The sequence below is a fragment of the Winogradskyella wandonensis genome (assembly GCF_004346845.1).
GTDB classification, from domain to species: Bacteria; Bacteroidota; Bacteroidia; order Flavobacteriales; family Flavobacteriaceae; genus Winogradskyella; species Winogradskyella wandonensis.
Genome location: NZ_SMGI01000005.1, coordinates 16,269 through 39,040 on the forward strand (window position 1 = coordinate 16,269; position 22,772 = coordinate 39,040).

The window sequence follows — 22,772 nt, forward strand, 5'->3', positions numbered from 1 at the left end:
GTTATTAAACCCAAATGCCACTAACCCAACAAAAACAGCTTTTCAACATCTCAGAAGACGTTACGTATCTGAACACGGCGAGCTTCTCTCCTGCTTTTAAATCTGTTGAAGCTGCTGGTCTAGAGAGCATCAAACAAAAAAGCAATCCTGAGTTACGGCAAGCCTCAGATTTATTTGAGCCTGTAGTAGAATTGCGTAAGCTATTTGCGCAAGTTATTGATGAAGACGATTACAACCGTGTTGTGACTTTGCCTTCTGTGTCTTACGGCATGGCCAATGTGGCAAACAATATTGAGTTAAAAGACGGTGATGAGATTATAATTATTGAAGAGCAGTTTCCTAGTAATTACTACATCTGGGAAGATTTAGCCAGACACTACAATGCTAAAATTATAACGATTCCGCAACCCGAAAACATAGAAGATTGGAATTCGGCTCTACTCAATCAAATTAATCCCAAAACGGCTTTAGTCGCCATTGGACATATCCATTGGGCAAATGGCTATATCTTTGATTTAAAAGCCATCAGAGCAAGAACAAAACAGAATAACGCGCTCTTTGTCATAGATGGAAGCCAATCTATTGGAGCGCTTCCATTCTCTGTAAAAGACATTCAACCCGATGCACTAATTTGTGCTGGCTACAAATGGCTATTTGGTCCGTATGGTTGTGCTTATGGGTATTATGGCTCTTACTTTGATAATGGTAAACCCATTGAGCAAAACTGGGCAAACCGTTTGGGAAGTGAAAATTTAGCTGGCCTAACAGCCTATCAATCGCAATACAAGCCCAAAGCCAATAGATATGCTATGGGCGAAAGTGGGAGTTTTATTTATGTGAAAATGCAAACCGCCGCGCTTAAAGAAATTCTAAAAATCAAACCTTCGGAATTACAAGAGTATTGTCATAAGATTTCAGAAAAAGCCTTAAAAGAGCTTAGTGAATTAGGATTTACAAGTACTCATCCTGATTTTAGGGCTAAGCATTTGTTTGGTGTAAAAATTTCTGAGTTTGTTAATGTAGACGATTTGAAAGCGGTATTGAAAGCTAATAACATTCATTTGTCTTTTCGGGGCGAATATATGCGTGTATCCTGCCATATTTTTAATACCGAAGCCCATTTTGAAAAATTGGTAAACGTTATAAAATCCACAATCAAAGTCTAATTATGGATGAGCTATTAGACATAGTCGATGCAGAAGGGAATCCAACTGGAAAGACCGCACTAAAATCTGAAATACATAAAAACGGATGGTATCATAACACCGTTCATTTATGGTTATGCACCAAATCAGGTGAGATATTACTACAACAACGCTCACATAAAAAAGCTATTTATCCATTGCTTTGGGATGTTTCTGTTGCCGGACATATCGATGCTGGCGAAACCTTTACTGAAGCGGCAGTACGTGAAACTAGCGAGGAAATCGGACTTGAACTTCAAGAAACAGACTTGATAAAGATTGGAACACATTTACATAAGTCTATCTATAATAATGGCGAAATAAAAGATTTTGAATTTCATCAAGTCTACATCGCTCAACTCAAAGTAGACCTAAATCAATTAACACCACAACAAGACGAAGTCGAAGCACTTAAATTGGTTACTTTTAACGAGTTTGAAGACTTATTAAAACATAGTGAAACCAATTCGCATTTTATAGCTTCAAATAGTGCTTATTATAAATTCGTTTTAGAACATATTAAAAAACAACACATTTAATGCAATTACTTCTACTTGCCGTCGCACCAATATTAGCTATTAGCACCTATATCTATCTGCACGACAAACACGAAAAAGAGCCTATAGGCTTATTACTTAAAAGCTTTTTTCTTGGTGCTATAGTCAGTGTTCTTATTGTTTTAACGCTTTATCTTTTTACAGGGCGATTTATACCTGTTACGGATAAGTTTAGTATTGTTCAACAGTTTATTCAAGCATTCTTTGTGGTAGCACTATCAGAAGAATTTAGCAAGTATGTCATTGTAAAATATTTTGCGCAACCCAAAAAAGAATTTAACGAACCTTACGATGGCATCATGTATGCCGTAATGGTATCGATGGGCTTTGCCTGTACCGAGAATATTTTATACGTGTTAGGAGGTGGCACAGAAGTCGCTATTTTAAGGGCGTTTACAGCAGTACCCGCGCATGCGACTTTTGGTATTTTAATGGGGTATTTTATGGGCAAAGCTAAATTCTCTAAAAACAGGTTTCAACTAAACATGGCCGGTCTTTTCTTAGCTACGTTATTTCATGGTGCCTACGACTTCTTCCTATTTATAAATTTTATTCCTGGCATTTCAATAGGCGCGTTTATTTCTCTAATAATCGGACTTATATTATCAAAAAAAGCAATGCTAAGACATCAAAATAACTCTCATTTTAACACTGATAAATAAACCAAATATTATGATTTTCTTCATATTTTTATACGAGGTCGTTCATTAGTTTTGTTGAAATATAAAATCATATTTTATGTATAAACTCAAAGTCAACAACGGTCATAGTTTTAATGTCTCTATGGAAGACATCGAAAAACTAGATCTGGTTGAAACCTCCAAAAACCAATTCCATATTCTTCAAAATAACGCTTCTGTAAAAGCCGCTATTTTAGATTCTAACTTTAACGCTAAATCGTACTCGGTAGAAGTTAATAACAACTTATACGCAGTAGAAATTCAAGACGATTTAGACCAACTCATTTCAGAATTAGGATTCGAAATCGGTAAAGCAAAACAAGTCAATAACATTAAAGCACCAATGCCTGGATTAATACTAGATATTAATGTGGCAGAAGGCGACGAAGTTACCGAGAATGATGCCCTACTTATTTTAGAAGCCATGAAAATGGAGAACGTTATTAACTCTCCTAGAAATGGCATTATAAAATCTATTTCGGTTGCCAAAGGCGAAACTGTGGATAAAAATGCGTTATTAATCGAATTCGAATAAGATGAAAAAAATATTAGTTGCCAATCGTGGCGAAATTGCTATTCGCGTGATGCGAACTGCAAAAAAAATGGGAATAAAAACGGTTGCTGTCTTTTCTGAAGTTGACAGAAACTCACCTCATGTAAAATATGCTGACGAGGCTGTTTGCATTGGTCCAGCGCCGTCTAATCAATCTTACTTACTGGGCGATAAAATTATTGAAGTAGCAAAATCGTTACAGGTAGATGCTATACATCCAGGTTATGGATTTTTAAGTGAAAATTCAAAGTTTGCAGAACTATGTGAAGCAAATGATGTGATTTTTATTGGTCCAAAATCTAAAGCCATTGAGATGATGGGCGATAAATTAGCGGCCAAAGATGCTGTGAAAGATTATGATATTCCAATGGTTCCTGGTGTAGACCATGCGGTCACAGACCCAAAAGAAGCTATTGATATTGCAAAGTCTATTGGTTTCCCAATCTTAATTAAAGCTGCCGCTGGTGGTGGTGGAAAAGGGATGCGTATCGTCGAAAAAGAAAAAGACCTCGAAGAGCAGATGAAACGCGCCATTAGCGAAGCCACTTCTGCCTTTGGAGATGGTTCTGTATTTATTGAAAAATATGTAAAATCACCTCGCCATATCGAAATTCAGGTGATGGCAGATAGTCATGGTAATTTCCTTCACTTTTTTGAGCGCGAATGTTCTATACAACGTCGTCATCAAAAAGTGGTAGAGGAAGCACCATCTGCTGTATTAACCCCAGAATTACGTGAACAAATGGGACAAGCCGCAATTAATGTTGCTCGTGCATGTGACTATTTAGGTGCGGGAACTGTTGAGTTCTTGCTAGATGCCGACCATAATTTCTATTTCTTAGAAATGAATACGCGTCTCCAAGTAGAGCATCCAGTTTCTGAGTGGATTTCGGGTGTAGATTTAGTAGAACTACAAATCAAAGTCGCTCGCGGAGAAGCACTAGATATAAAACAAGAGGATTTAAAAATTAACGGACATGCTCTGGAACTTCGTGTTTATGCAGAAGACCCAATGAACGACTTTTTACCAAGTGTCGGTAATCTAGAAGTTTACCAATTACCAGTAGGCGAAAACATTCGTGTGGATAATGGTTTTGAAGAAGGTATGGATATTCCTATTTACTACGACCCGATGCTCTCTAAATTAATTACTTATGGCAAAACTCGAGCAGAAGCTATAGAGCTAATGATAAGAGCCATCGATAATTATAAAGTAGAAGGTGTAGAAACAACATTGCCATTTGGTCGATTTGTTTGCGAACACGAGGCTTTTAGAAGTGGAAATTTTGACACACACTTTGTAAAAAATTACTACTTGCCTAGCCTGTTAGAAGAACAACATAAAGCAGAAGCTGAAATAGCTGCACAAATAGCTTTAAAAACGTATTTAGAAGAACAAAAACTATTAAGACTACCTAATTAAGATACTTATGAACTCAAAAATAAAAACCTTAAATGAAAAGCTAGAACTATCTAGATTAGGTGGTGGTCAAGCTAGAATTGATAAACAACACCAAAAGAAAAAATTAACCGCAAGAGAACGTGTACTCTACCTGTTAGACGAAGGCTCATTTGAAGAGATAGGTGCTTTAGTGACGCACAGAACCAAAGATTTTGGTATGGAAAGCCAAAAATTCTACGGTGATGGTGTTATAACAGGCTACGGAACAGTAAATGGCAGACTAGTCTATGTATTTGCTCAAGATTTTACGGTTTTCGGAGGCTCACTGTCTGAAACTCATGCTGAGAAAATTTGTAAAATTATGGACATGGCGGTTAATGTTGGCGCACCAATTATTGGTTTGAATGATTCTGGTGGTGCACGTATTCAAGAAGGTGTGCGCTCCTTAGGTGGTTATGCGGATATTTTTTACAGAAACGTTCAGGCTTCTGGCGTTATTCCACAAATATCAGCGATTATGGGGCCTTGTGCTGGTGGCGCGGTTTATTCGCCAGCAATGACAGACTTTACAATCATGGTACAAGACACGAGTTATATGTTTGTTACTGGACCAAATGTTGTAAAAACGGTAACCAATGAAGAAGTTACTAGTGAAGAACTAGGTGGTGCAAGTGTACACTCTACTAAATCTGGAGTAGCACATAAAACCTCAGCAAACGATGTTGAATGTTTAGAAGACGTTAAAAAGCTATTAAGTTATTTACCACAAAATAACACAGAGTTTCCAGCAGATATAGATTTTGAATTGAAAGACGAAGTCCGTGAGAGTTTATCTGATATTGTCCCTGAAAACCCAAACAAACCTTACGATATGCATCAAGTAATTGAGGGCATTATTGATGAAGATTCGTTTTATGAAATTCATAAAGACCATGCGGAAAATATTATTGTTGGTTTCGCGCGTCTAGGTGGTAAATCTATTGGTATAGTTGCCAATCAACCGATGTTTCTTGCAGGTGTATTAGATGTAAATAGTTCTAAGAAAGCCGCACGTTTTGTGCGTTTTTGTGATGCTTTTAATATTCCGCTTTTAGTATTGGAAGATGTCCCTGGCTTTTTACCAGGAACGGATCAAGAATGGAACGGTATAATAGTTCACGGCGCAAAATTATTATATGCCTTCAGTGAAGCGACAGTACCAAGAGTAACAGTAATTACACGTAAGGCTTATGGTGGCGCCTATGATGTTATGAACTCAAAACACATCGGCGCTGATATGAATTTTGCTTGGCCAAATGCAGAGATTGCTGTGATGGGTGCAAAAGGTGCAGCTGAAATTATCTTTAAACGTGAAATTTCAGCTTCAGATAATCCTGAAGAAAAATGGAAAGAAAAAGAAGCAGAATATGCAGAGCTATTTGCTAATCCTTACAGTGCTGCTGAACGTGGTTTTGTAGATGAAGTGATTCTACCAAAGCATACGCGTCGAAAACTAATCAAGGCGTTTAGTATGCTAGAAAATAAAGAAGTGAATAGACCGAATAGAAAGCACGGTAATATTCCTTTGTAAGAATTCTAATTAAATTTCCTTAATAAGCCTCAATTCTAATCGTTTTGGGGCTTTTTTAATCCAGTAATCGTCTATGATAATTGATTTGCCCTAAATGATACGCTAGATGAGACTGCAGATGTAATAAAAAATATTCAGTAGTCATATAATCTTCAAATGGATTGCGTCGATACTCTTTTTGCAAGTCAGCTTCATCTAAATTAGATAAAGCGCTTTCAATCATAATTTTAGTATCTTTCAATTGTTCAACAATCTCTTCAACTGGGACGTTTTTCTGAGAAAATTCTAAATCACGCTGCCTTATATATCCTGTATTTCCTAGTGTAGCTCCAATAAAATGATTTAGGTTTCCTACCAGATGTAATGCTAAATTACCTGCACAATTACTAATGTTTTTATCAATTTTCCAGATTGTACTTTCATCTGTGTAAGCCAATAATTCGTGCTTTACAGCATCTAAATCACGATTGAATAATTTTATTAAAGATTGAAGCATGTTCAAGATATTAAGAGTTGTTATTTTAATATTCAGAAAACAAATTCTGTACTCTAAAAATAGCTAATAATTAGCTTACTTTTACTTTATGAAAAATCAAAGTCGGTCACAAGTAGAATTTGTTGTTTTAATGGCCGCATTGATGTCTATAGTAGCATTATCCATAGATGCTGTGCTACCTGCGCTTCCTGAGATTGGTAGTTTTTTAAATGTTGGTGATACTTCAGATAATCCCAAAGTCATAACGTTTATATTTCTTGGTTTAGGCTTTGGTCAACTATTATTTGGTCCTCTGTCTGATAGCTTTGGCCGCAAACCAATTGTTTACATCGGCTTTATTGTATTTATTATTGCTTCGGTTATTTGTGTAACGACAAAGAGTTTTGAAATGATGCTATTTGGACGTATTCTTCAAGGAATTGGGTTGGCATCGCCTCGTACTATGTGTATAGCCATGGTTAGAGATTCTTACAGTGGCGACTACATGGCAAAGATTTTATCTTTTGTAGTTATGATTTTTATTTTGGTGCCTATTATTGCACCTTCACTTGGCCAGTTTTTAATGCAACAATACCATTGGAAATCTATTTTTATGTTCAATCTTGGTTTTGGTGTTTTAGTGATGCTCTGGTTTTGGCTCAGACAACCCGAAACCTTAAAGGATAAGCATAGAATTAAATATCGTCTAGCTATTTTTAAGACAGGTACCATTGCATTCTTTAAAATAAAACCTGCTGTGATTTATACCATTTTATCAGGATTAATTACTGGTTCTTTTATGGTTTACCTAAGTACCTCTCAACGTATTTTTGAGCAGCAATATAATATGGCAGAGGAGTTTCCTTTAATCTTTGCAAGTATCGCTGTATCGGTTGGATTATCTACGTTTTTAAATAGTCAACTTGTGGTTAGGTTTGGTATGCGACGAATCGTTCATACCGCTATGTTAAGCTTTGTAATTATTGCCTTGGTATTTGTTATTATGTTTTCTTCTGGTGGAAATCCGAGTATTGAAGTGCTTATTGGCTTTTTTGCTCTTCAGTTTTTAACCATTGGGTTTATCTTTGGAAATCTACGAGCATTGGCCATGGAACCTATGGGACATATCGCAGGTATCGGTTCTGCTTTAAATGGTTTTATTTCTACAGTCATGGCAGTACCCATTGCCGATTATATAGGAAAGTTTGTAACGGATTCTGTGACACCGCTATTTATAGGATTTTTAGTATGTGGATTGATTTCTCTAGCGCTATTTTACTCTATAACCAGCAGAGTTTCAAGGCTACTAAAACGTGCCTAAAAAATCTCTAAGCTCCCTTTTCCTTCTCTAACGATAAGAGGTTCATCTTCTGATAAATCGATAACCGTTGAGGCTTCGTTATCGCCATAACCTCCGTCAATAACAACATCTACAAGATTATCCCATTTTTCATGAATTAATTCTGGGTCTGTGGTATATTCTAAAACATCATCATCGTCTCGTATAGATGTAGACACAATTGGATTTCCTAAAGCATTAAGCAAAGCTTGAATGATAGAATTATCAGGAACACGAATACCCACAGTTTTACGCTTTTTAAAAGGGTTAGGTAAATTTTTAGAACCTGGTAAAATAAATGTATATGGGCCAGGCAATGCACGCTTTAAAATTTTGAAAGTTGATGTGTCTATTTGCTTAATGTAATCGCTAAGATTACTTAAATCCTCACAGATGAAAGAGAAATTAGCTTTCTCTAACTTTACATTTTTAATTTTGGCAAGACGTTCCAAAGCTTTCATATTAGTCATATCACAGCCTAGTCCGTAAACTGTGTCTGTAGGATATATAACCAAACCGCCACTTTTTAATACATCAACTACTTTCTGAATAGCTTTTGGATTAGGATTCTCTGGGTATATTTTTATGAATTCTGCCATAGAGTAAAACTAATAATTATTTTACTATCCTCATTGCTTTAAGAACAGATTCGTTACCGACTGCATATCGAATACCAAAGTTAATAGTATTATAATTACCGCCGCTAAAAAACGATTGTAACTCAGCTGGCGCCATAATATTAGTATTAACTTCTCTGAAAGAATAGTCTATAAAAAAGCTTAGATTTTTAATAATCTCGTAATCCAAATATACACCATAAACCCACATGTCACCAGTATCTTTATTATCCGACGTAGTATTTACAGAATTTATGAAAGTAATTTTTTCAGCAAAGGAGGTATATAATCCTAAACGCACTCTAGAAAATGGTAAAAGCTCGTATCCAACATAGAAAAAACGCTCGTAAGTTCTGGTAGAAGAATAATTTCCTACGAGAGCCGTATTAGAGACATCAAAGTTGCTACCCGATTGATTGTATCCAAGAAATAGCTGCTTATATACAAATAACTTTAATCTTAAACTATATCCGTTTTTACCGTCGTATGCTTCACCTATAAAATTATTACCATGAGATATAGGATACTGAAAACTATACTCGATAGAATACGATTTCTGACGCGCATCATCGTAAAAAAAACTCCTTTTAATCGGTGTGTTATTGGTTTTTCTTATTGAATCGTTATTCTGAGAAAATGTAAATTGAAAAACCAATAGTGCAATAACCAGCTTAATAACTGAACGAAAAGTCATAATCCTCTAAATTTACATTAATAACTTCTTCTTGTTCAATGCCGTCATTAATTTTGTAGGTAAAAATGATTGTAGAATTGAAAGCAGTAGCAAACTCCCTATTTATTGCGTCTGGTAGGTCATCGGATAAAATTCTTCCCGTCAATCGCTCTTCAAAACAGTAGCTTTGTGCTGCATCTAATTCTCCATCGATAAAAAACTCACGACAAAAAGGATCTGTGTATCTAAACCTAAAATCTAAAGTTGTACCAGCCACACTTTCTCTAGTAATGTTATAGGTAAAGCGACTTAACTTATTTAATACTACGTTTTGAAGATTAAATGTTAAATCCTCTGGTCTATATTCAGATGTATTAGTAGTGTAAGTATAATTCGCATATTCAAATCCGTTAGTTACTTCAATATAAAATCGGCTATTCGAACCAAAGAGTGATGTGATTTTAAAATCACCAAATGTGCCACTTATTCCTTCAGCCAAAAGGACTCTTGAAGCACCAAGTCCATCGGCTTCTGTGTAAACGTGTATTGTAGCATTTTCTATAGGGTTACTATCGCCATCTACGACGCGTCCTAAAATTAAAACACGCACATTATTGTCTACTTGAGTTTCCGCGCAGGAATGCAGTAAAAGAAGTAAAAAAATGCTAATTGAAAATTGAAGTAATTTCAAGGTTGGTTTTTAACCATAGATACAAATTATCACATTTGGTTGCGTATAATTTTTAAGAAATTACTTCGAGCTTAGCAAAACGCAGTAATAACTTCTTTACTGCACCATTAGAAAATTTAATTTCGGCTTTTAAATCGCCACCTGCACCTTCAATTTTTAGGACTTCTCCTCTACCAAAACGTTGATGATTTACAATATTGCCTACGGTAAGTTTACTATCAAATAAATTAGTACCGCCATTAGCTTTATTAACTGGTTTCATCTTTTTAGGTGAACTTATCTGAAAGTTTTCAGGAGTTTTTCGTTCTTCCTTTTTCTTGAATTTTGGTGACTTAGGCTTTGCAAAACGTATTTTATTCGGTTCAATATCACCAAATATAGATGCGTCTAACATAGGATTAAAACGCTGTTCTTGGATTGGGGTAATATTATCTAAATACTGTTCGTCAATCTCTTCTATAAAACGACTCGGCTCGGCATCTATAAGTTTTCCCCAACGGTAACGAGAAACGGTATAAGTTAAATAGGCTTGCTGCTCAGCTCGAGTTAATGCAACATAGAATAAACGGCGTTCTTCTTCGAGCTCACTTCGTGTATTCATACTCATAGCACTAGGAAATAAATCTTCCTCCATCCCCACGATAAATACGTGCGGAAACTCTAACCCTTTTGCTAAGTGGATGGTCATCAAAGCCACATGGTCTGGATTGCCTTTATCAGCATCTAAGTCAGTAGCCAATGCTACATCTTCTAGGAATTCTGCAAGTGATGCTGTACTATCGGCTATTTCCTTTTGCCCTTCAACAAAATCACCCATGCCATTCAGTAATTCTTCAATATTTTCCATTTTAGCCACACCTTCTGGAGTGCCATCTTTATTGAATTCTTTAATTAATCCAGAAACCTTTACCACATGCTCGGCTAACTCAAAAGCATTTGCATTTTGATTCATAACCTGAAAGCTTTCAATCATAGTCACGAAGTTTTTCAATTTGGTGCGTGTTCCTGCATTGACATTTACTTCAAGATTATCAATATCTTTGAGAATATCAAAAATCGGCTTATCATAAGCACTAGCTGCTACAATTAATCTATCTATAGTGGTTTGCCCTATACCTCGTGCAGGGAAATTAATAATTCGTTTTAGAGCTTCTTCATCCGCAGGATTAATAATCACACGCAGATACGACAATACGTCTTTAATCTCTTTACGTTGATAGAAAGACAAACCACCATAAATTCGGTATGGAATATCGCGTTTACGTAAGGCATCTTCAATAGCACGAGATTGGGCATTGGTGCGGTAAAGAACTGCAAAATCTTTGTTATGTAGCTGATTCTGCATCTTTTCTTCAAAAATGGTGCTAGCTACAAAACGTCCTTCATCTCCATCCGTCATAGAACGGTGCACTTTTATTTTAGGTCCTTCATCATTTGCGGTCCAAACCACCTTATCAAGCTTGGTTTGGTTTTTATCTATAACCGAATTGGCTGCATTTACAATATTTTTTGTGGAGCGGTAATTTTGCTCAAGTCTAAAGACTTTTACATTATCGTAGTCTCTTTGGAAGTTTAGTATGTTATTGATATTAGCACCACGGAACGCATAAATACTTTGGGCGTCATCTCCTACCACACATATATTCTGAAATCTATCTGATAAAGCTCTCACAATTAAGTATTGCGAATGATTGGTATCTTGATACTCATCTACCAAGATGTATCTAAATCTATCTTGGTATTTAGCTAATACATCAGGGAAGCGCGTTAAAAGTTCGTTGGTTTTCAATAATAAATCATCAAAATCCATTGCGCCCGCTTTAAAACAGCGTTCTACATATTCCTTATATATTTCCCCCATTTTAGGACGTCTTGCCGCAGCATCAGACTCCATGAGTTCAGGATTGTTGTAGTAAGCTTTTACAGTTATTAAGCTATTCTTGTAAGATGAAATGCGAGAACGCACCTGTTTGTACTTATAAATATCCTTATCTAAGCCCATTTCCTTTATAATGGAAGCAATCAATCTATCGGAATCTTGCGTATCATAAATTGTAAAATTGCTTGGGTAACCCAACCTATCGGCTTCAATCCTCAGGATTTTGGCAAAAACGGAATGAAATGTACCCATCCACAGATTCTTTGCTTCACTTTGTCCTACTATCTCAGCGATACGCCCTTTCATCTCGCGCGCAGCTTTATTGGTAAATGTCAACGCCAAGATATTAAAAGGGTCCACGCCTTGACTCATGAGATACGCAATCCTAAATGTAAGCACGCGAGTTTTCCCTGAACCTGCACCTGCAATAACAATCATGGGACCATCTTTCTGTAGTGTTGGCGCTAGCTGAGCATCGTTAAGTTGACTTAAATACTTTTCCAAAAGTGTAGCAATTTTAAAAGTGTGAATTTAAGCAAAGCTCCTGTTTTTATTGGTTGTTTTTATGAATAATTATAAACAATTGATTTACCTTAAAAAGACTATTTTTATAACTTTAAAAAGATAACAAAATCGTTTAGACCCTTAAATGAAAACAATCTATAATTGTTTTTTTCTTATTCTATTTTCAATTGGTTTTGGACAAACCACAGAACTCTATCAAAAGATTTACGACAATAATGAAGGTTTTGAAATAGACTTTGTACAAACTCTGGCGTTTGATGATTATGGTTTTTTATGGATTGGAGGTAATAATCTAGACAATAGGCTAATTATAGCAGAAAAATCCAAACCACCACTCCAACGCTTTAATGGCTATTCTTTTGATAACATTCCTTTACCAAATGACATTACAGAAGATGTTTTGGGAGTTTCACAATTATTTAAGCGAGATAATGGTAACTTTTATGTTGTTGTAAAATATGCGAATAGTTATGGGCTTTTTGAACTTAATCCTAGCACAACTGAATTTAAACATATTTCAATCCATGGAAAACAACAATCCTTTGGCTTGTCACATATTTTTAAATACAACAATAATAATTATATACTTAGCCAAGAAGGGCGAATAATTACGCTCAATATTCTCGAAAGAGATAATACACTCACGCCTCTATTTAGCTTTACTTCAGAAGAAAATAAATTTTTAGTAGAGGAGGCAACTCAATTTATAGGCTTCGAAGACTACTGCATCATAAGTGATGATAACTTCGCAATTAAATATTTTGATTGGAATGGCAATCTTTTAAAGGTCGAATCGTCAAAACCAAGAAAATGGATTGACGAGATGTTTATTTCAAACAATACTAATTACATCTTCAAAAACAATAATAGCGTTTTACAAGAAATTGATGTAGCTACAAGTACAATTAAACCTGTAGATAATAAACCCTATTTAGATAATTTGCACTTAAATACTTATAATGATGAAAACAACAATCATCTTATCATTTCTTTTGAAGACAGAGAGCTAAAATTAAGTCAACTAGAAGGAAATACGATAAAGACTAAATATAAAATCCCATTAAGAAAATGTGATGGAATTAAGGTTGTATCCAAAGATTTAAGCCAGGATATTTGGTTGGCTACCGATGGTAAGCTTCACTATTTCAAATTTCCAAAGCAAAATGTTAAAACTTATCTTAGAGACCATAGCATAAGGGCAATAAAACAACTAGATAGCACTAATGTAATTGTAAGTACAGAAGCTAAAGGCTGGTTTAATCTTAATAGAAAAACAGATTCAACTACCCCAATAATCACAAGATTAGATGGTAATAATAGTTCATTAAATTCTAGTAGAAATATCTTTATAGAAGATAATACTATTTGGACATCTTCTGTTAGTAATATTATAGAACTAGGCCAAACAGATTACACACTTAAAAAGTATAGACACTATCCTGTAATAGCTTTAGAACAACTTAACGATAGCCTCCTTTTGTATGGTACAAATGGGTACAATCTCATGAGCTTTAATAAGAAAACAAAAGCACATATCCCATTAGTAAGTACAGATTCTTTATACATTTTTGATATTGCCATAAAAGATCAAAAAAATATACTTTGCGCGACAGACAAAGGGGCTTTAGTTTACGATTTCGAGAATAATACACATCAGTTTTATGATGCATCACAATTTGAAGATTCCTTTTTCTTAATGACGGACTATCTTAAAGATTATGGCTTTTTATTAGGGTCTAGAAGTGGTCATATTCTCAACTACGACGAAAAAAATAAAACCTTCTCTAAAATATACAAAGACGAATTTAATGCTGGTATAGCAACCATCATTCCTCAACAAACAGGGCTATGGATAAACACGTTTAATGGTTACGTAGATTTTAACCTAAAAGACAAATCAACAAAACGTTATTCTGATAAGGATGGATTCAGTAATAATGAAGCAAATAGATATAGTGCTTTGAAGATAGGTGAGCAATATTTTGTAGGCTCTATAGACGGTCTCAATGTGTTTAATCCAAATGATTTAAAACCGCTAGACGAAAACGCTAACCTGATTTTATTAAAAGCAAATTGGTACGACGAAAACTCCGAGACCTTTAAAGATAATTACGACCAAAACATATTTGAAAAAAGCAAAACCATTGAACTTCCTGTCGAAAACAGGGCTTTAAGTTTAAGTTTTGCCTTAAAAAACATATACGCAAGAGATAATAGCTACAGTTTTAAGTACCGGCTAAATGATAAAGATTGGGTTAACCTAAAGCAACAAAACGCTATTGCTTTTCCTAATCTTGCCGCTGGTAATTATAACTTAGAAATCATAGCTTCTGATTTTTCAGGAAATCAAGTAGGTGAACCATTGCTCATAAAAATAAAAAGTAAAGAGTTCTTTTATAAAACATGGTGGTTTATTGTTACGTTATCGCTTGCAGTAATTGCGGTTCTACTCTACTTTTTAAGACAGTTTCAGCTTAGGAAAAAGCTGCAAGACCAGTTTGCCTTAGACTTAATACAATCGCAGGAAGACGAGCGTAAACGTATAGCGCGAGAACTTCATGATAGTGTAAGCCAGCAACTTACACTCATAAAACGTAAAGCGCAGAGCACAGAACAAACAGAGATATCAGAGCTAACAAATAATACACTCGAAGAAGTAAGGCACATTTCCAGAGGACTTTTTCCGCCTTTGCTCAAACAATTAGGGTTTACAGAAAGTGTTGAGCAATTAGCCTTAGATATCGACGAAACTAATGCTATATTTATCTCTACAAATATTGAAAATGTTGATGCGCTTTTAACCGATGACCAATCCCTGCATTTGTATAGGTTTATTCAAGAATGCATCAATAACATATTAAAGCATTCTAAAGCCAAAGCATTTGCCATTACCATAGAAAAACAAAAAAGCTTAATTTTAGTTGAAATAAAAGATAACGGAAAAGGATTTGATGTAAGCAGTGCCAAAATAAAAAATAGTCTGGGCTTAAAAACGCTAGAAGAGCGCATCCGTTTTCTTAATGGCGAATTAACTATAGAAAGTAAGTACAATCAAGGCACAACAACTACCGCAAAAATCCCAATTTAAAACATGAACAAAGACATTAAAATTCTTGTAGCCGATGACCATCCAATGCTTCTAAAAGGTTTAAAAGACGAGCTCATAAGCTCTAATTACCAAGGTGTGTTAACAGCTAACAACGGTGCGGAAGCTCTAGAAAAAATAGTGTCTGAACGACCAGATATTGCCATTTTAGATATCGAAATGCCACTGTTAACAGGGTTTGAAGTGATTAATAAATGTTTAGAAGAAGGGATTAAAACCAAATTTATAGTCTTAACCTCTCACAAAGAAAATCGCTATATATATAAAGCCAAATCATTGAATATTTCGGGATATTTATTAAAAGACGAACCCTTTAGCGAAATACAAAATTGCATAGAACAGATAGCAAAAAACGAAACCTATTTTAGCTCCACCTTTAATTCTGTTTTTGAAAACGAAATCTCGCCAGAGATTGAAAAATTAAAATTACTATCCCCATCAGAGCGCACTATTGTACGTATGATAGCCAACGGAAAATCGTCTAAAGAAATGGCCGAAAGCCTTTTAATATCTGTGAGAACCATACAAAAACACCGCACAAATATCATTCAAAAGCTCAATTTAAGCTCCGACCAAGACGCGCTTAACAACTGGGTGATTTCTAATAAATCCATTCTTTCTTCCATTTAAATCACTACGTACCCCTACGTAATTTTTGACATACATACGTATTGTTTAGCGAATAGACATGACGTAACTTGTAATTAATTTATTTACAGTGGATAATATCTTAACTCACTAAAATAAAATACATTAGCTATTAATTACAAGAGACATGAAAACAAAATTACTTTTTACGCTAGCATTACTAACAAACATTGCAATACAAGCGCAAACCACAGCCATACCAGATAGTGCATTTGAGCAACGCCTTATAGATTTAGGTTACGATGATGTTATTGATGGGCAAGTAATAACATCAAATATAAATACAGTAACAACTTTAGATATAAACGGTATACCTATTGTAGATCTAACTGGCATTGAGGATTTTAATGCTTTAGAATTTCTATATGCTAGTAACACTAATATTGTAAACTTAGATTTGAGTAGTAATTCTCATTTACTAGGTCTTGGAATAAATTCAACATCTACAAGTTACGAAAGTATTGACGTCAGTAATACAAATTTATATAATTTGGGTTTATCATTACCAAATTTATTGAGCCTAAATGTAAGTAATTCAAACTTACATTTTATAGAAGTAAGGGGTTTACCTAGCCTTAACTTTCTCGACGCAAGTTATAACGCCAATCTTTCGTCAATTGTAGTGTCTAACAGCACTAATCTTACTTCCCTTAACTTGAGCAATACAAACATTTCTGCTCTCAATTTAACTTTTAATGAACTTCTTTCCTTTCTTGATGTTAGCAACACAAATATTCCAACTCTTATTAGTATAAATAATTGTATTTTTCTTTCATCAATTGATGTAAGCAATACAAACATTTCAGTGCTTGATGTAGGTAATAATGTATTACTTACATCACTTAATGTAAGTAATACAAACATTTCAGTGCTCGATGTATATAATAATGTATTACTTACCTCACTTAATGTAAGTAATACAGGCATTTCAACAATTCAATTAAATAATAATTATGACCTTTCTTCACTTGATGTAAGTAATACAAACCTCTCATCGCTTAATCTTAGTAATAATACAAACCTTTCATCGCTTGATGTAAGTAATACAAGTATTTCATCTCTTAATGTAAGTTCTATCCCAAACCTTAATGAATTATCAGCAGAGAATACTGCAATTTCAGTCTTAGACTTAAGCTTTAATCCAAATCTTTTGACCGTTAAAGTAGATAATAGTAGTAGTTTAACTGAGTTGAATATACAAAACGGTAATAACATAAACTTAGGCAATTCTGATTTCTCAAGTACCTCTACACCCAATCTCCTTTGTATTCAAGTTGATAATGTCGCATATTCTACTTCTACTTGGAATAATGTTGATACCGCAAATAGTTTTAGTGTAAATTGTAATATTACTTATATCCCTGATAATGCTTTTGAGCAACGCTTAATTGATTTAGGATACGATGACGTTATAGACGGGGAAGTCTTAACAGAAAACATTAACACTGTAGCTACTTTAAATATTAACGATATACCAATTGCAGACCTAACTGGTATTGAAGATTTTAGTGCTTTAGAAAATTTATTTGCCAGAAACACAAGCATTGTTAATTTAGATTTGAGCAGTAATTCTAATTTAGAATTTTTGAGTATTAACACACCATCAAATAGCTACCAAACTATAAATGTGAGTAATACGAATGTATCAAATATGGTTTTGATTACACCAAATCTGTCAACGCTTGATGCGAGTAGTACAAACCTCTCATCGCTTAATGTTAGTTCCTATACAAACCTTTCGACTCTTGATGTAAGCAATACAAGTATTTCAACGCTTGATCTGAGTTCTAACTCAAATCTTTCAACGCTTGATGTGAGCAATACAAATATTTCAACGCTTGACGCAAGTAACACGTTGATATTAAGTTTAATAATTCAGAATTTAACATCAACATCTTTGACCATAGTTAGCAATAACCTTTCATCGCTTGATGTAAGTTCTAATACAAACCTTTCGAATCTTGATGTAAGTTCTAACACAAACCTTTCAAGTCTGACTGCGTCAGGAGCATCAAACTTATCGAACCTTAATCTTTCAAACACCAATCTATCAATTCTTAGAGTTAACGGAACAGCAATATCTGGGTTAGATTTAAGTCTTCACACCAATCTTACACGGCTAGCTGTTTCTGATAATAATAATCTTACAGAATTAAACGTGCAAAACGGCACTAACGCAAACATAATAGAATTTTCAAGTATTTTTACCCCAAACCTATCTTGTATTCAAGTAGATGATGTTGCCTATTCTAATTCCAATTGGAATAATAGAGATGCAGCAAACAATTTTAGTACAGCTTGTCCGTGTCCACAAACCACAATAGCACAAAACATTACAGCAGAACTTGATGCAAATGGAGAAGCTGTAATCACTGAGGCAGATGTTTATACTAATTTTTTAGGCGGTTGTGTTTTTGATACAGTGACTATTAATCCAGATACGTTTACCTGTGACGATTTGGAGTTTGAGGACTTCTCAAGAAGTGCACTAGAGTTAGATGGTACCTTGCAATATGCTGAAATTCCTTACAGTCCAGAGTTGAACTTACCAAATTCTTGGACTTTAGAAGGTTGGATATATCCAACAGGTTCTAATCCTGGTGGGGATGTAGTTATAGATAAATGGTCTGGAAACTCATTCTTTGATGAATATAGCATCTTCATTTTTGGTGGTAATTATTTTGCTGAAGTTACTACAACAGCAGGTAATTTTAGTGTAAATGGCGGCCCTGTAACCCTAAATCAATGGACACATATTGCTGGAGTATATGACCAAACCAACGGCACACTAGCTATCTATATTAATGGCGTACTACAAAACACGGTAACTGATATAACAGGAACTTCTTTAAATACAACTAATAATACCATTTTAGGTGGAGTTGACTGGGGTAACGCCACATTTACTGGAACTATAGACGAGCTTCGTATTTGGGACAGAGCACTTACTGCTCAAGAAATTGCAGACCAACGCAGTCAGATATTAAGTGCTGATGAAGCAAATTTAGTAGGTTACTTCCGTATCGAACAAGGTCCAGGAAACAACACATTGCTAGATAGTTCTCCAAATAACAACAATGCAAACTTTTTTAACTTAGATTCAAATACAGACTGGAATACTCTCAATACAGCTACAGTTAATGGTGAACCAGGAGTTATTCCTGTAATCCTTAACGTAACTGATAGCAACAATAATTCATCCATAACTCCACTACAAGTTAAAGTAGTAGATAATATAGGACCAAACGTTATAACACAAGATGTTACAGTAACTATAAATTGTAACAATCCTATGGCTACAATAACAGTCGACGCCATAAATAATGGGTCAACAGACAATTGTCAAATCCTTAACATTGATTTGGATATGACAACTTTTGACGAAACTAATTTAGGTGAAAATACAGTAACTCTAACTGTAACAGATACCTCAGGTAATACTAATTCTAATACCGCTATTGTTACAGTTATTACAGATAACCCAAACAGATTATATGTAAACCAAACTGCAACAGGAAGTAATACTGGTGAGAGTTGGGAAAATGCATTTACTGATCTACAATCAGCAATAGACCGAGCTGCAACTTGTAGTTTGATAGAAGAAATATGGGTAGCAAAAGGCACTTACACACCAAGCAAAATACCAAGAAACAGTGTCCCTGTAATTGCAACAAACTTTTTTGATAATCGTAATTTTAGTTTTCATTTGGTAAATAATGTGGCTATGTACGGTGGATTTTCGGGAAATGAGAGCTCCATTTCTGAGCGTGATTTAATTTTGAACTCAACTATTTTAAGTGGTGATATTGGTATTATAAATGACAATACAGACAATATATTAAACATTATAACTTCTGTTAATGATGGAGCCAACACCATCGTAAATGGTTTTATTATAGAAGATGGAAATTCTGATAGACTATTTCCAACTGGCGACCTCACTGACCCTTGCGAGGAAGACCCTTGTCCAGATAACTCAGGTCTTGATGGTGGCGCCGTGATTGAGGGAGAAACAGTAAAGTTTAGCAATGGTGGAGCCATACAGGCAGTGAATTCCTCAATAAAAGTGGAAAATTGCATCTTTAGAGCTAATAACTCAGCTGTAGACGGATGTATCTACTTTAATTTATCTACTGCGCCTTTAATTTCAAATTCTTTATTTTATGGTAATACGAGTGGATTAAACATTATAACCATAAATCAATTAGGAAATGGCGCTGCCAAACTAAATAATTTAACGTTTGTAGGTAATTCTATAACCCAACCTACAAATTTAGTTTCAATAAATAACACTTCGACAATAAATAACTGTGTGTTTTATGCAAATAGTGCTAATAATGACCTCTTATCTGCTAACGGTAGCTCTACTAATAATTTTGTAACTAACAATGTTTCAGGAACAGGTACACTTTTAACTACAGATCCTTTTGTAAACAGTACTGACATTGACGGCCCGGATGATATTTTAGGTACTGAGGATGATGGGTTATTCCCTGCTATAGGAAGTGCTATTGAGAATACAGGAATAATCCTACCGGAAACAGCACTAACTGATATTTTTGGAAGAACAAGAATAGTTGGTTTATTAATAGATGTTGGAGCTTATGAATCACAAGGAGCAACCTTAGCTGATAATAATTTTAACCTTTTAGAATATAGCATTTACCCTAACCCAGCTACAAACCTAGTATACATCAATGGTTTAAAACAAACTGAAACTGTGGAAGTATATAATATCAATGGACAAAAACTTTTTGAAAAGTCAATAAACCAGAACGAAAACAGTATCGATGTAACCCAACTAAGCAGCGGCATCTATTTTATAAAACTAAAAGACCAAAGCTTAAAATTTATAAAACAATAAAATATCTGCTCTACTTGCGACCCCAAATCTAGGACAATTGTTTCGGGGGAGACATGACATAAATCCTTAAAGGCGTCGCAGGTAGAGCAGATTATTTAATAAAAAACCATCTTTTAAATCGTTAAGGATGGTTTTCTTTTTTTAAATATCTTAGTACAAATTTTTAAAATGAAAAAGAAAACACTACTCCTCTACCTTATAATAAGCAGTACTTTCCTGTTAATGGCCCAGAATAATCGCGTCGAAGGAAAAATTATTAAAGACTTTGGAGAAACCTTCAATGTTGAAAATCCAGAAGTAGCTACAGACACCAACGCGACGCTTAAAGTTATTTTTGATGTCTCAAAAAGCCCCGAAGACACGTCAAAAATTAATAGTTACATTGTGACTGCAGCACGCTTTTTAAACATGCACGCCGATGCTGGTATGGATATAAGTCAGCTTAAAGTTGCGCTCACCATTCATGGTGGTGCGTGGAAGGATATACTAACAGATGACGAGTATTTTAAAAAATACGGCACTAAAAATCCAAACACCCAACTCATAAAACAACTTAATGATGCTGGGGTAGATATTATTTTATGCGGACAAACGGCAAATTTTAGAAATGTCTCACGCCTAGAAGCAAATCCAGACGTTAAGTTTGCGCTATCTGCTATGACAGCACTATTACAATATCAAAATAACGGTTATCAATTTATTAAATTTTAAAACATTCAGACTTCAAACCTTTTCTTATGAAATTACTAACTTATATTTTTTGCTTAGGACTAACTATCAGTTTTGCACAAAACTCAATAGAACAAGACATTATTGACATCGAAGATAAACTCATTGAGTGGCGTCGCGATTTTCATCAAAATCCAGAACTCTCTAACCGTGAGTTTAAAACGGCGGAGAAAATTGCAAAGCATCTTAAATCTCTTGGTTTAGACGTTGAAGTCAATGTCGCTAAAACAGGCGTTGTTGGTATTTTAAAAGGAGACAACCCAGGAAAAGTCGTGGCTTTACGTGCAGATATTGATGCTTTGCCAGTAACAGAGCGCAACGATTTACCCTTTAAATCTGAAGTTAAAACTACATTTTTAAATACCGAAACTGGTGTTATGCATGCCTGTGGTCATGATACACACACCGCAATTTTAATGGCAACTGCCGAAGTATTCAGCAAACACAAAGACAAGATTAACGGCACTATAAAATTCATCTTTCAACCAGCAGAAGAAGGTCCACCACCAGGCGAAGAAGGCGGTGCAAAATTGATGATTAAAGAAGGTGTTTTAGATAATCCTAAAGTCGATGCTATCTTTGGATTGCATATTAACTCTCAAACGCCAGTTGGTGTTATTAAATACAAAACAGGCGGAATTATGGCATCTGTAGAGCGCTTTGTTATCAACGTAAAAGGAAAACAAACACACGGTTCGCAGCCATGGTCTGGTGTTGACCCTATTTTAATTTCAGCAAAAATTATCGATGGTTTGCAAACGATTATCAGTCGTGAAGCACGTTTAACGGATGAAGCTGCTGTAATTACGGTTGGAAAAATTACGTCAGGAACACGTTTTAATATTATTCCAGAATCTGCAGAAATGATTGGTACCGTAAGAACACTCGACCCAAAAATGCGTGCTATGATTGAGCGTCGTATGAAAGAAATGGTGGAGACTATTGCCAAAGCTTACGGTGGCGAGGCTACGATTACCTTTCAGAATAACACGTCAATCACTTATAACGATGCGGCTTTAACAGAACAAATTTTACCTTCCATTCAAAAAGTAGCTGGTGCAGAAAATGTGCAATTGATGAAAGCAACGACTGGTGGTGAAGATTTCTCTTATTTTCAAGAAAAAGTGCCAGGTGTGTACTTCTTTTTAGGTGGTATGACACCAGGAAATACACAAGCTTTTCCACATCACACACCTGACTTTAAAATCGATGAAAGCGGATTATTGCTTGGTGTTAAAGCATTTACACAAATCACTTTAGATTACTTGAATAATTAATTT

Annotated in this window: 17 protein-coding genes; 12 read left to right on the forward strand and 5 right to left on the reverse strand. The window is 35.0% G+C overall.

What is annotated here, in order from left to right; translation table 11 throughout:
• Positions 1-14 precede the first annotated feature (14 nt).
• The 6 genes from DFQ05_RS12340 to DFQ05_RS12365 all read left to right on the forward strand — a co-directional run bounded on the left by DFQ05_RS12340 (position 15) and on the right by DFQ05_RS12365 (position 5,946).
• Positions 15-1,166 (forward strand): aminotransferase class V-fold PLP-dependent enzyme, encoded by a 1,152-nt coding sequence (locus tag DFQ05_RS12340; protein WP_132705754.1) that lies wholly within the window; start codon positions 15-17, stop codon positions 1,164-1,166.
• A gap of 2 nt (positions 1,167-1,168) precedes the next feature.
• Positions 1,169-1,723: an NUDIX hydrolase gene (locus DFQ05_RS12345; protein WP_132705756.1), complete on the forward strand. Its 555-nt coding sequence runs from the start codon at positions 1,169-1,171 to the stop codon at positions 1,721-1,723.
• On the forward strand, positions 1,723-2,403 hold the full coding sequence (locus tag DFQ05_RS12350) for a PrsW family intramembrane metalloprotease (RefSeq protein ID WP_132705757.1): 681 nt from the start codon (positions 1,723-1,725) through the stop codon (positions 2,401-2,403). Before DFQ05_RS12345 ends, DFQ05_RS12350 begins: the two co-directional genes overlap by 1 nt.
• A 76-nt stretch (positions 2,404-2,479) precedes the next feature.
• The gene (locus DFQ05_RS12355; RefSeq protein ID WP_132705758.1) at positions 2,480-2,956 is read left to right on the forward strand and encodes an acyl-CoA carboxylase biotin carboxyl carrier protein subunit; all 477 of its coding nucleotides are present in this window, start codon (positions 2,480-2,482) and stop codon (positions 2,954-2,956) included.
• Position 2,957: 1 nt separating this feature from the next.
• Positions 2,958-4,397 (forward strand): acetyl-CoA carboxylase biotin carboxylase subunit, encoded by a 1,440-nt coding sequence (gene accC, locus DFQ05_RS12360; protein ID WP_132705760.1) that lies wholly within the window; start codon positions 2,958-2,960, stop codon positions 4,395-4,397.
• Positions 4,398-4,404: 7 nt separating this feature from the next.
• Positions 4,405-5,946 (forward strand): acyl-CoA carboxylase subunit beta, encoded by a 1,542-nt coding sequence (locus DFQ05_RS12365; protein ID WP_132705762.1) that lies wholly within the window; start codon positions 4,405-4,407, stop codon positions 5,944-5,946.
• Positions 5,947-6,001: 55 nt separating this feature from the next.
• On the opposite strand, the gene DFQ05_RS12370 is transcribed toward DFQ05_RS12365, so the two are convergent.
• The gene (locus DFQ05_RS12370; protein WP_132705763.1) at positions 6,002-6,442 is read right to left on the reverse strand and encodes a DinB family protein; all 441 of its coding nucleotides are present in this window, start codon (positions 6,440-6,442) and stop codon (positions 6,002-6,004) included.
• 88 nt (positions 6,443-6,530) lie between these two features.
• On the opposite strand from DFQ05_RS12370, the gene DFQ05_RS12375 reads away from it, so the two are divergent.
• Positions 6,531-7,742: a multidrug effflux MFS transporter gene (locus DFQ05_RS12375; RefSeq protein WP_132705765.1), complete on the forward strand. Its 1,212-nt coding sequence runs from the start codon at positions 6,531-6,533 to the stop codon at positions 7,740-7,742.
• Here the strand turns inward: DFQ05_RS12375 and DFQ05_RS12380 are convergent.
• From DFQ05_RS12380 to DFQ05_RS12395, 4 genes are read right to left on the reverse strand one after another with little or no spacing between them, the layout of a single operon-like run.
• On the reverse strand, positions 7,739-8,359 hold the full coding sequence (locus DFQ05_RS12380) for an L-threonylcarbamoyladenylate synthase (RefSeq protein ID WP_132705767.1): 621 nt from the start codon (positions 8,357-8,359) through the stop codon (positions 7,739-7,741). The two genes, DFQ05_RS12375 and DFQ05_RS12380, sit on opposite strands and share 4 nt — an antisense overlap.
• A 16-nt stretch (positions 8,360-8,375) precedes the next feature.
• Entirely contained in the window at positions 8,376-9,071 is a 696-nt protein-coding gene (locus tag DFQ05_RS12385; RefSeq protein WP_132705768.1) for a hypothetical protein, read from the reverse strand.
• On the reverse strand, positions 9,049-9,741 hold the full coding sequence (locus tag DFQ05_RS12390; protein WP_132705770.1) for a carboxypeptidase-like regulatory domain-containing protein: 693 nt from the start codon (positions 9,739-9,741) through the stop codon (positions 9,049-9,051). The genes DFQ05_RS12385 and DFQ05_RS12390 overlap by 23 nt, the downstream gene beginning before the upstream one ends.
• 52 nt (positions 9,742-9,793) lie before the next feature.
• Complete coding sequence (locus tag DFQ05_RS12395) at positions 9,794-12,124, reverse strand: ATP-dependent helicase (RefSeq protein ID WP_132705771.1); 2,331 nt, start codon at positions 12,122-12,124, stop codon at positions 9,794-9,796.
• 145 nt (positions 12,125-12,269) lie between these two features.
• On the opposite strand from DFQ05_RS12395, the gene DFQ05_RS12400 reads away from it, so the two are divergent.
• The 5 genes from DFQ05_RS12400 to DFQ05_RS12420 all read left to right on the forward strand — a co-directional run bounded on the left by DFQ05_RS12400 (position 12,270) and on the right by DFQ05_RS12420 (position 22,769).
• Positions 12,270-15,233: a sensor histidine kinase gene (locus DFQ05_RS12400; protein ID WP_132705773.1), complete on the forward strand. Its 2,964-nt coding sequence runs from the start codon at positions 12,270-12,272 to the stop codon at positions 15,231-15,233.
• A gap of 3 nt (positions 15,234-15,236) precedes the next feature.
• Positions 15,237-15,881 carry a response regulator transcription factor gene (locus DFQ05_RS12405; RefSeq protein WP_132705775.1) on the forward strand — a complete coding sequence of 215 codons (645 nt, stop codon included), beginning with the start codon at positions 15,237-15,239 and terminating at the stop codon, positions 15,879-15,881.
• Between the two features lie 145 nt (positions 15,882-16,026).
• A complete protein-coding gene (locus DFQ05_RS12410) occupies positions 16,027-20,763 on the forward strand; it encodes a T9SS type A sorting domain-containing protein (RefSeq protein ID WP_132705777.1) in 4,737 nt (1,578 codons plus the stop codon).
• 168 nt (positions 20,764-20,931) lie between these two features.
• Positions 20,932-21,474 carry a DsrE family protein gene (locus tag DFQ05_RS12415; RefSeq protein WP_132705779.1) on the forward strand — a complete coding sequence of 181 codons (543 nt, stop codon included), beginning with the start codon at positions 20,932-20,934 and terminating at the stop codon, positions 21,472-21,474.
• Between the two features lie 26 nt (positions 21,475-21,500).
• On the forward strand, positions 21,501-22,769 hold the full coding sequence (locus DFQ05_RS12420; RefSeq protein WP_132705781.1) for an amidohydrolase: 1,269 nt from the start codon (positions 21,501-21,503) through the stop codon (positions 22,767-22,769).
• Positions 22,770-22,772 lie beyond the last annotated feature (3 nt).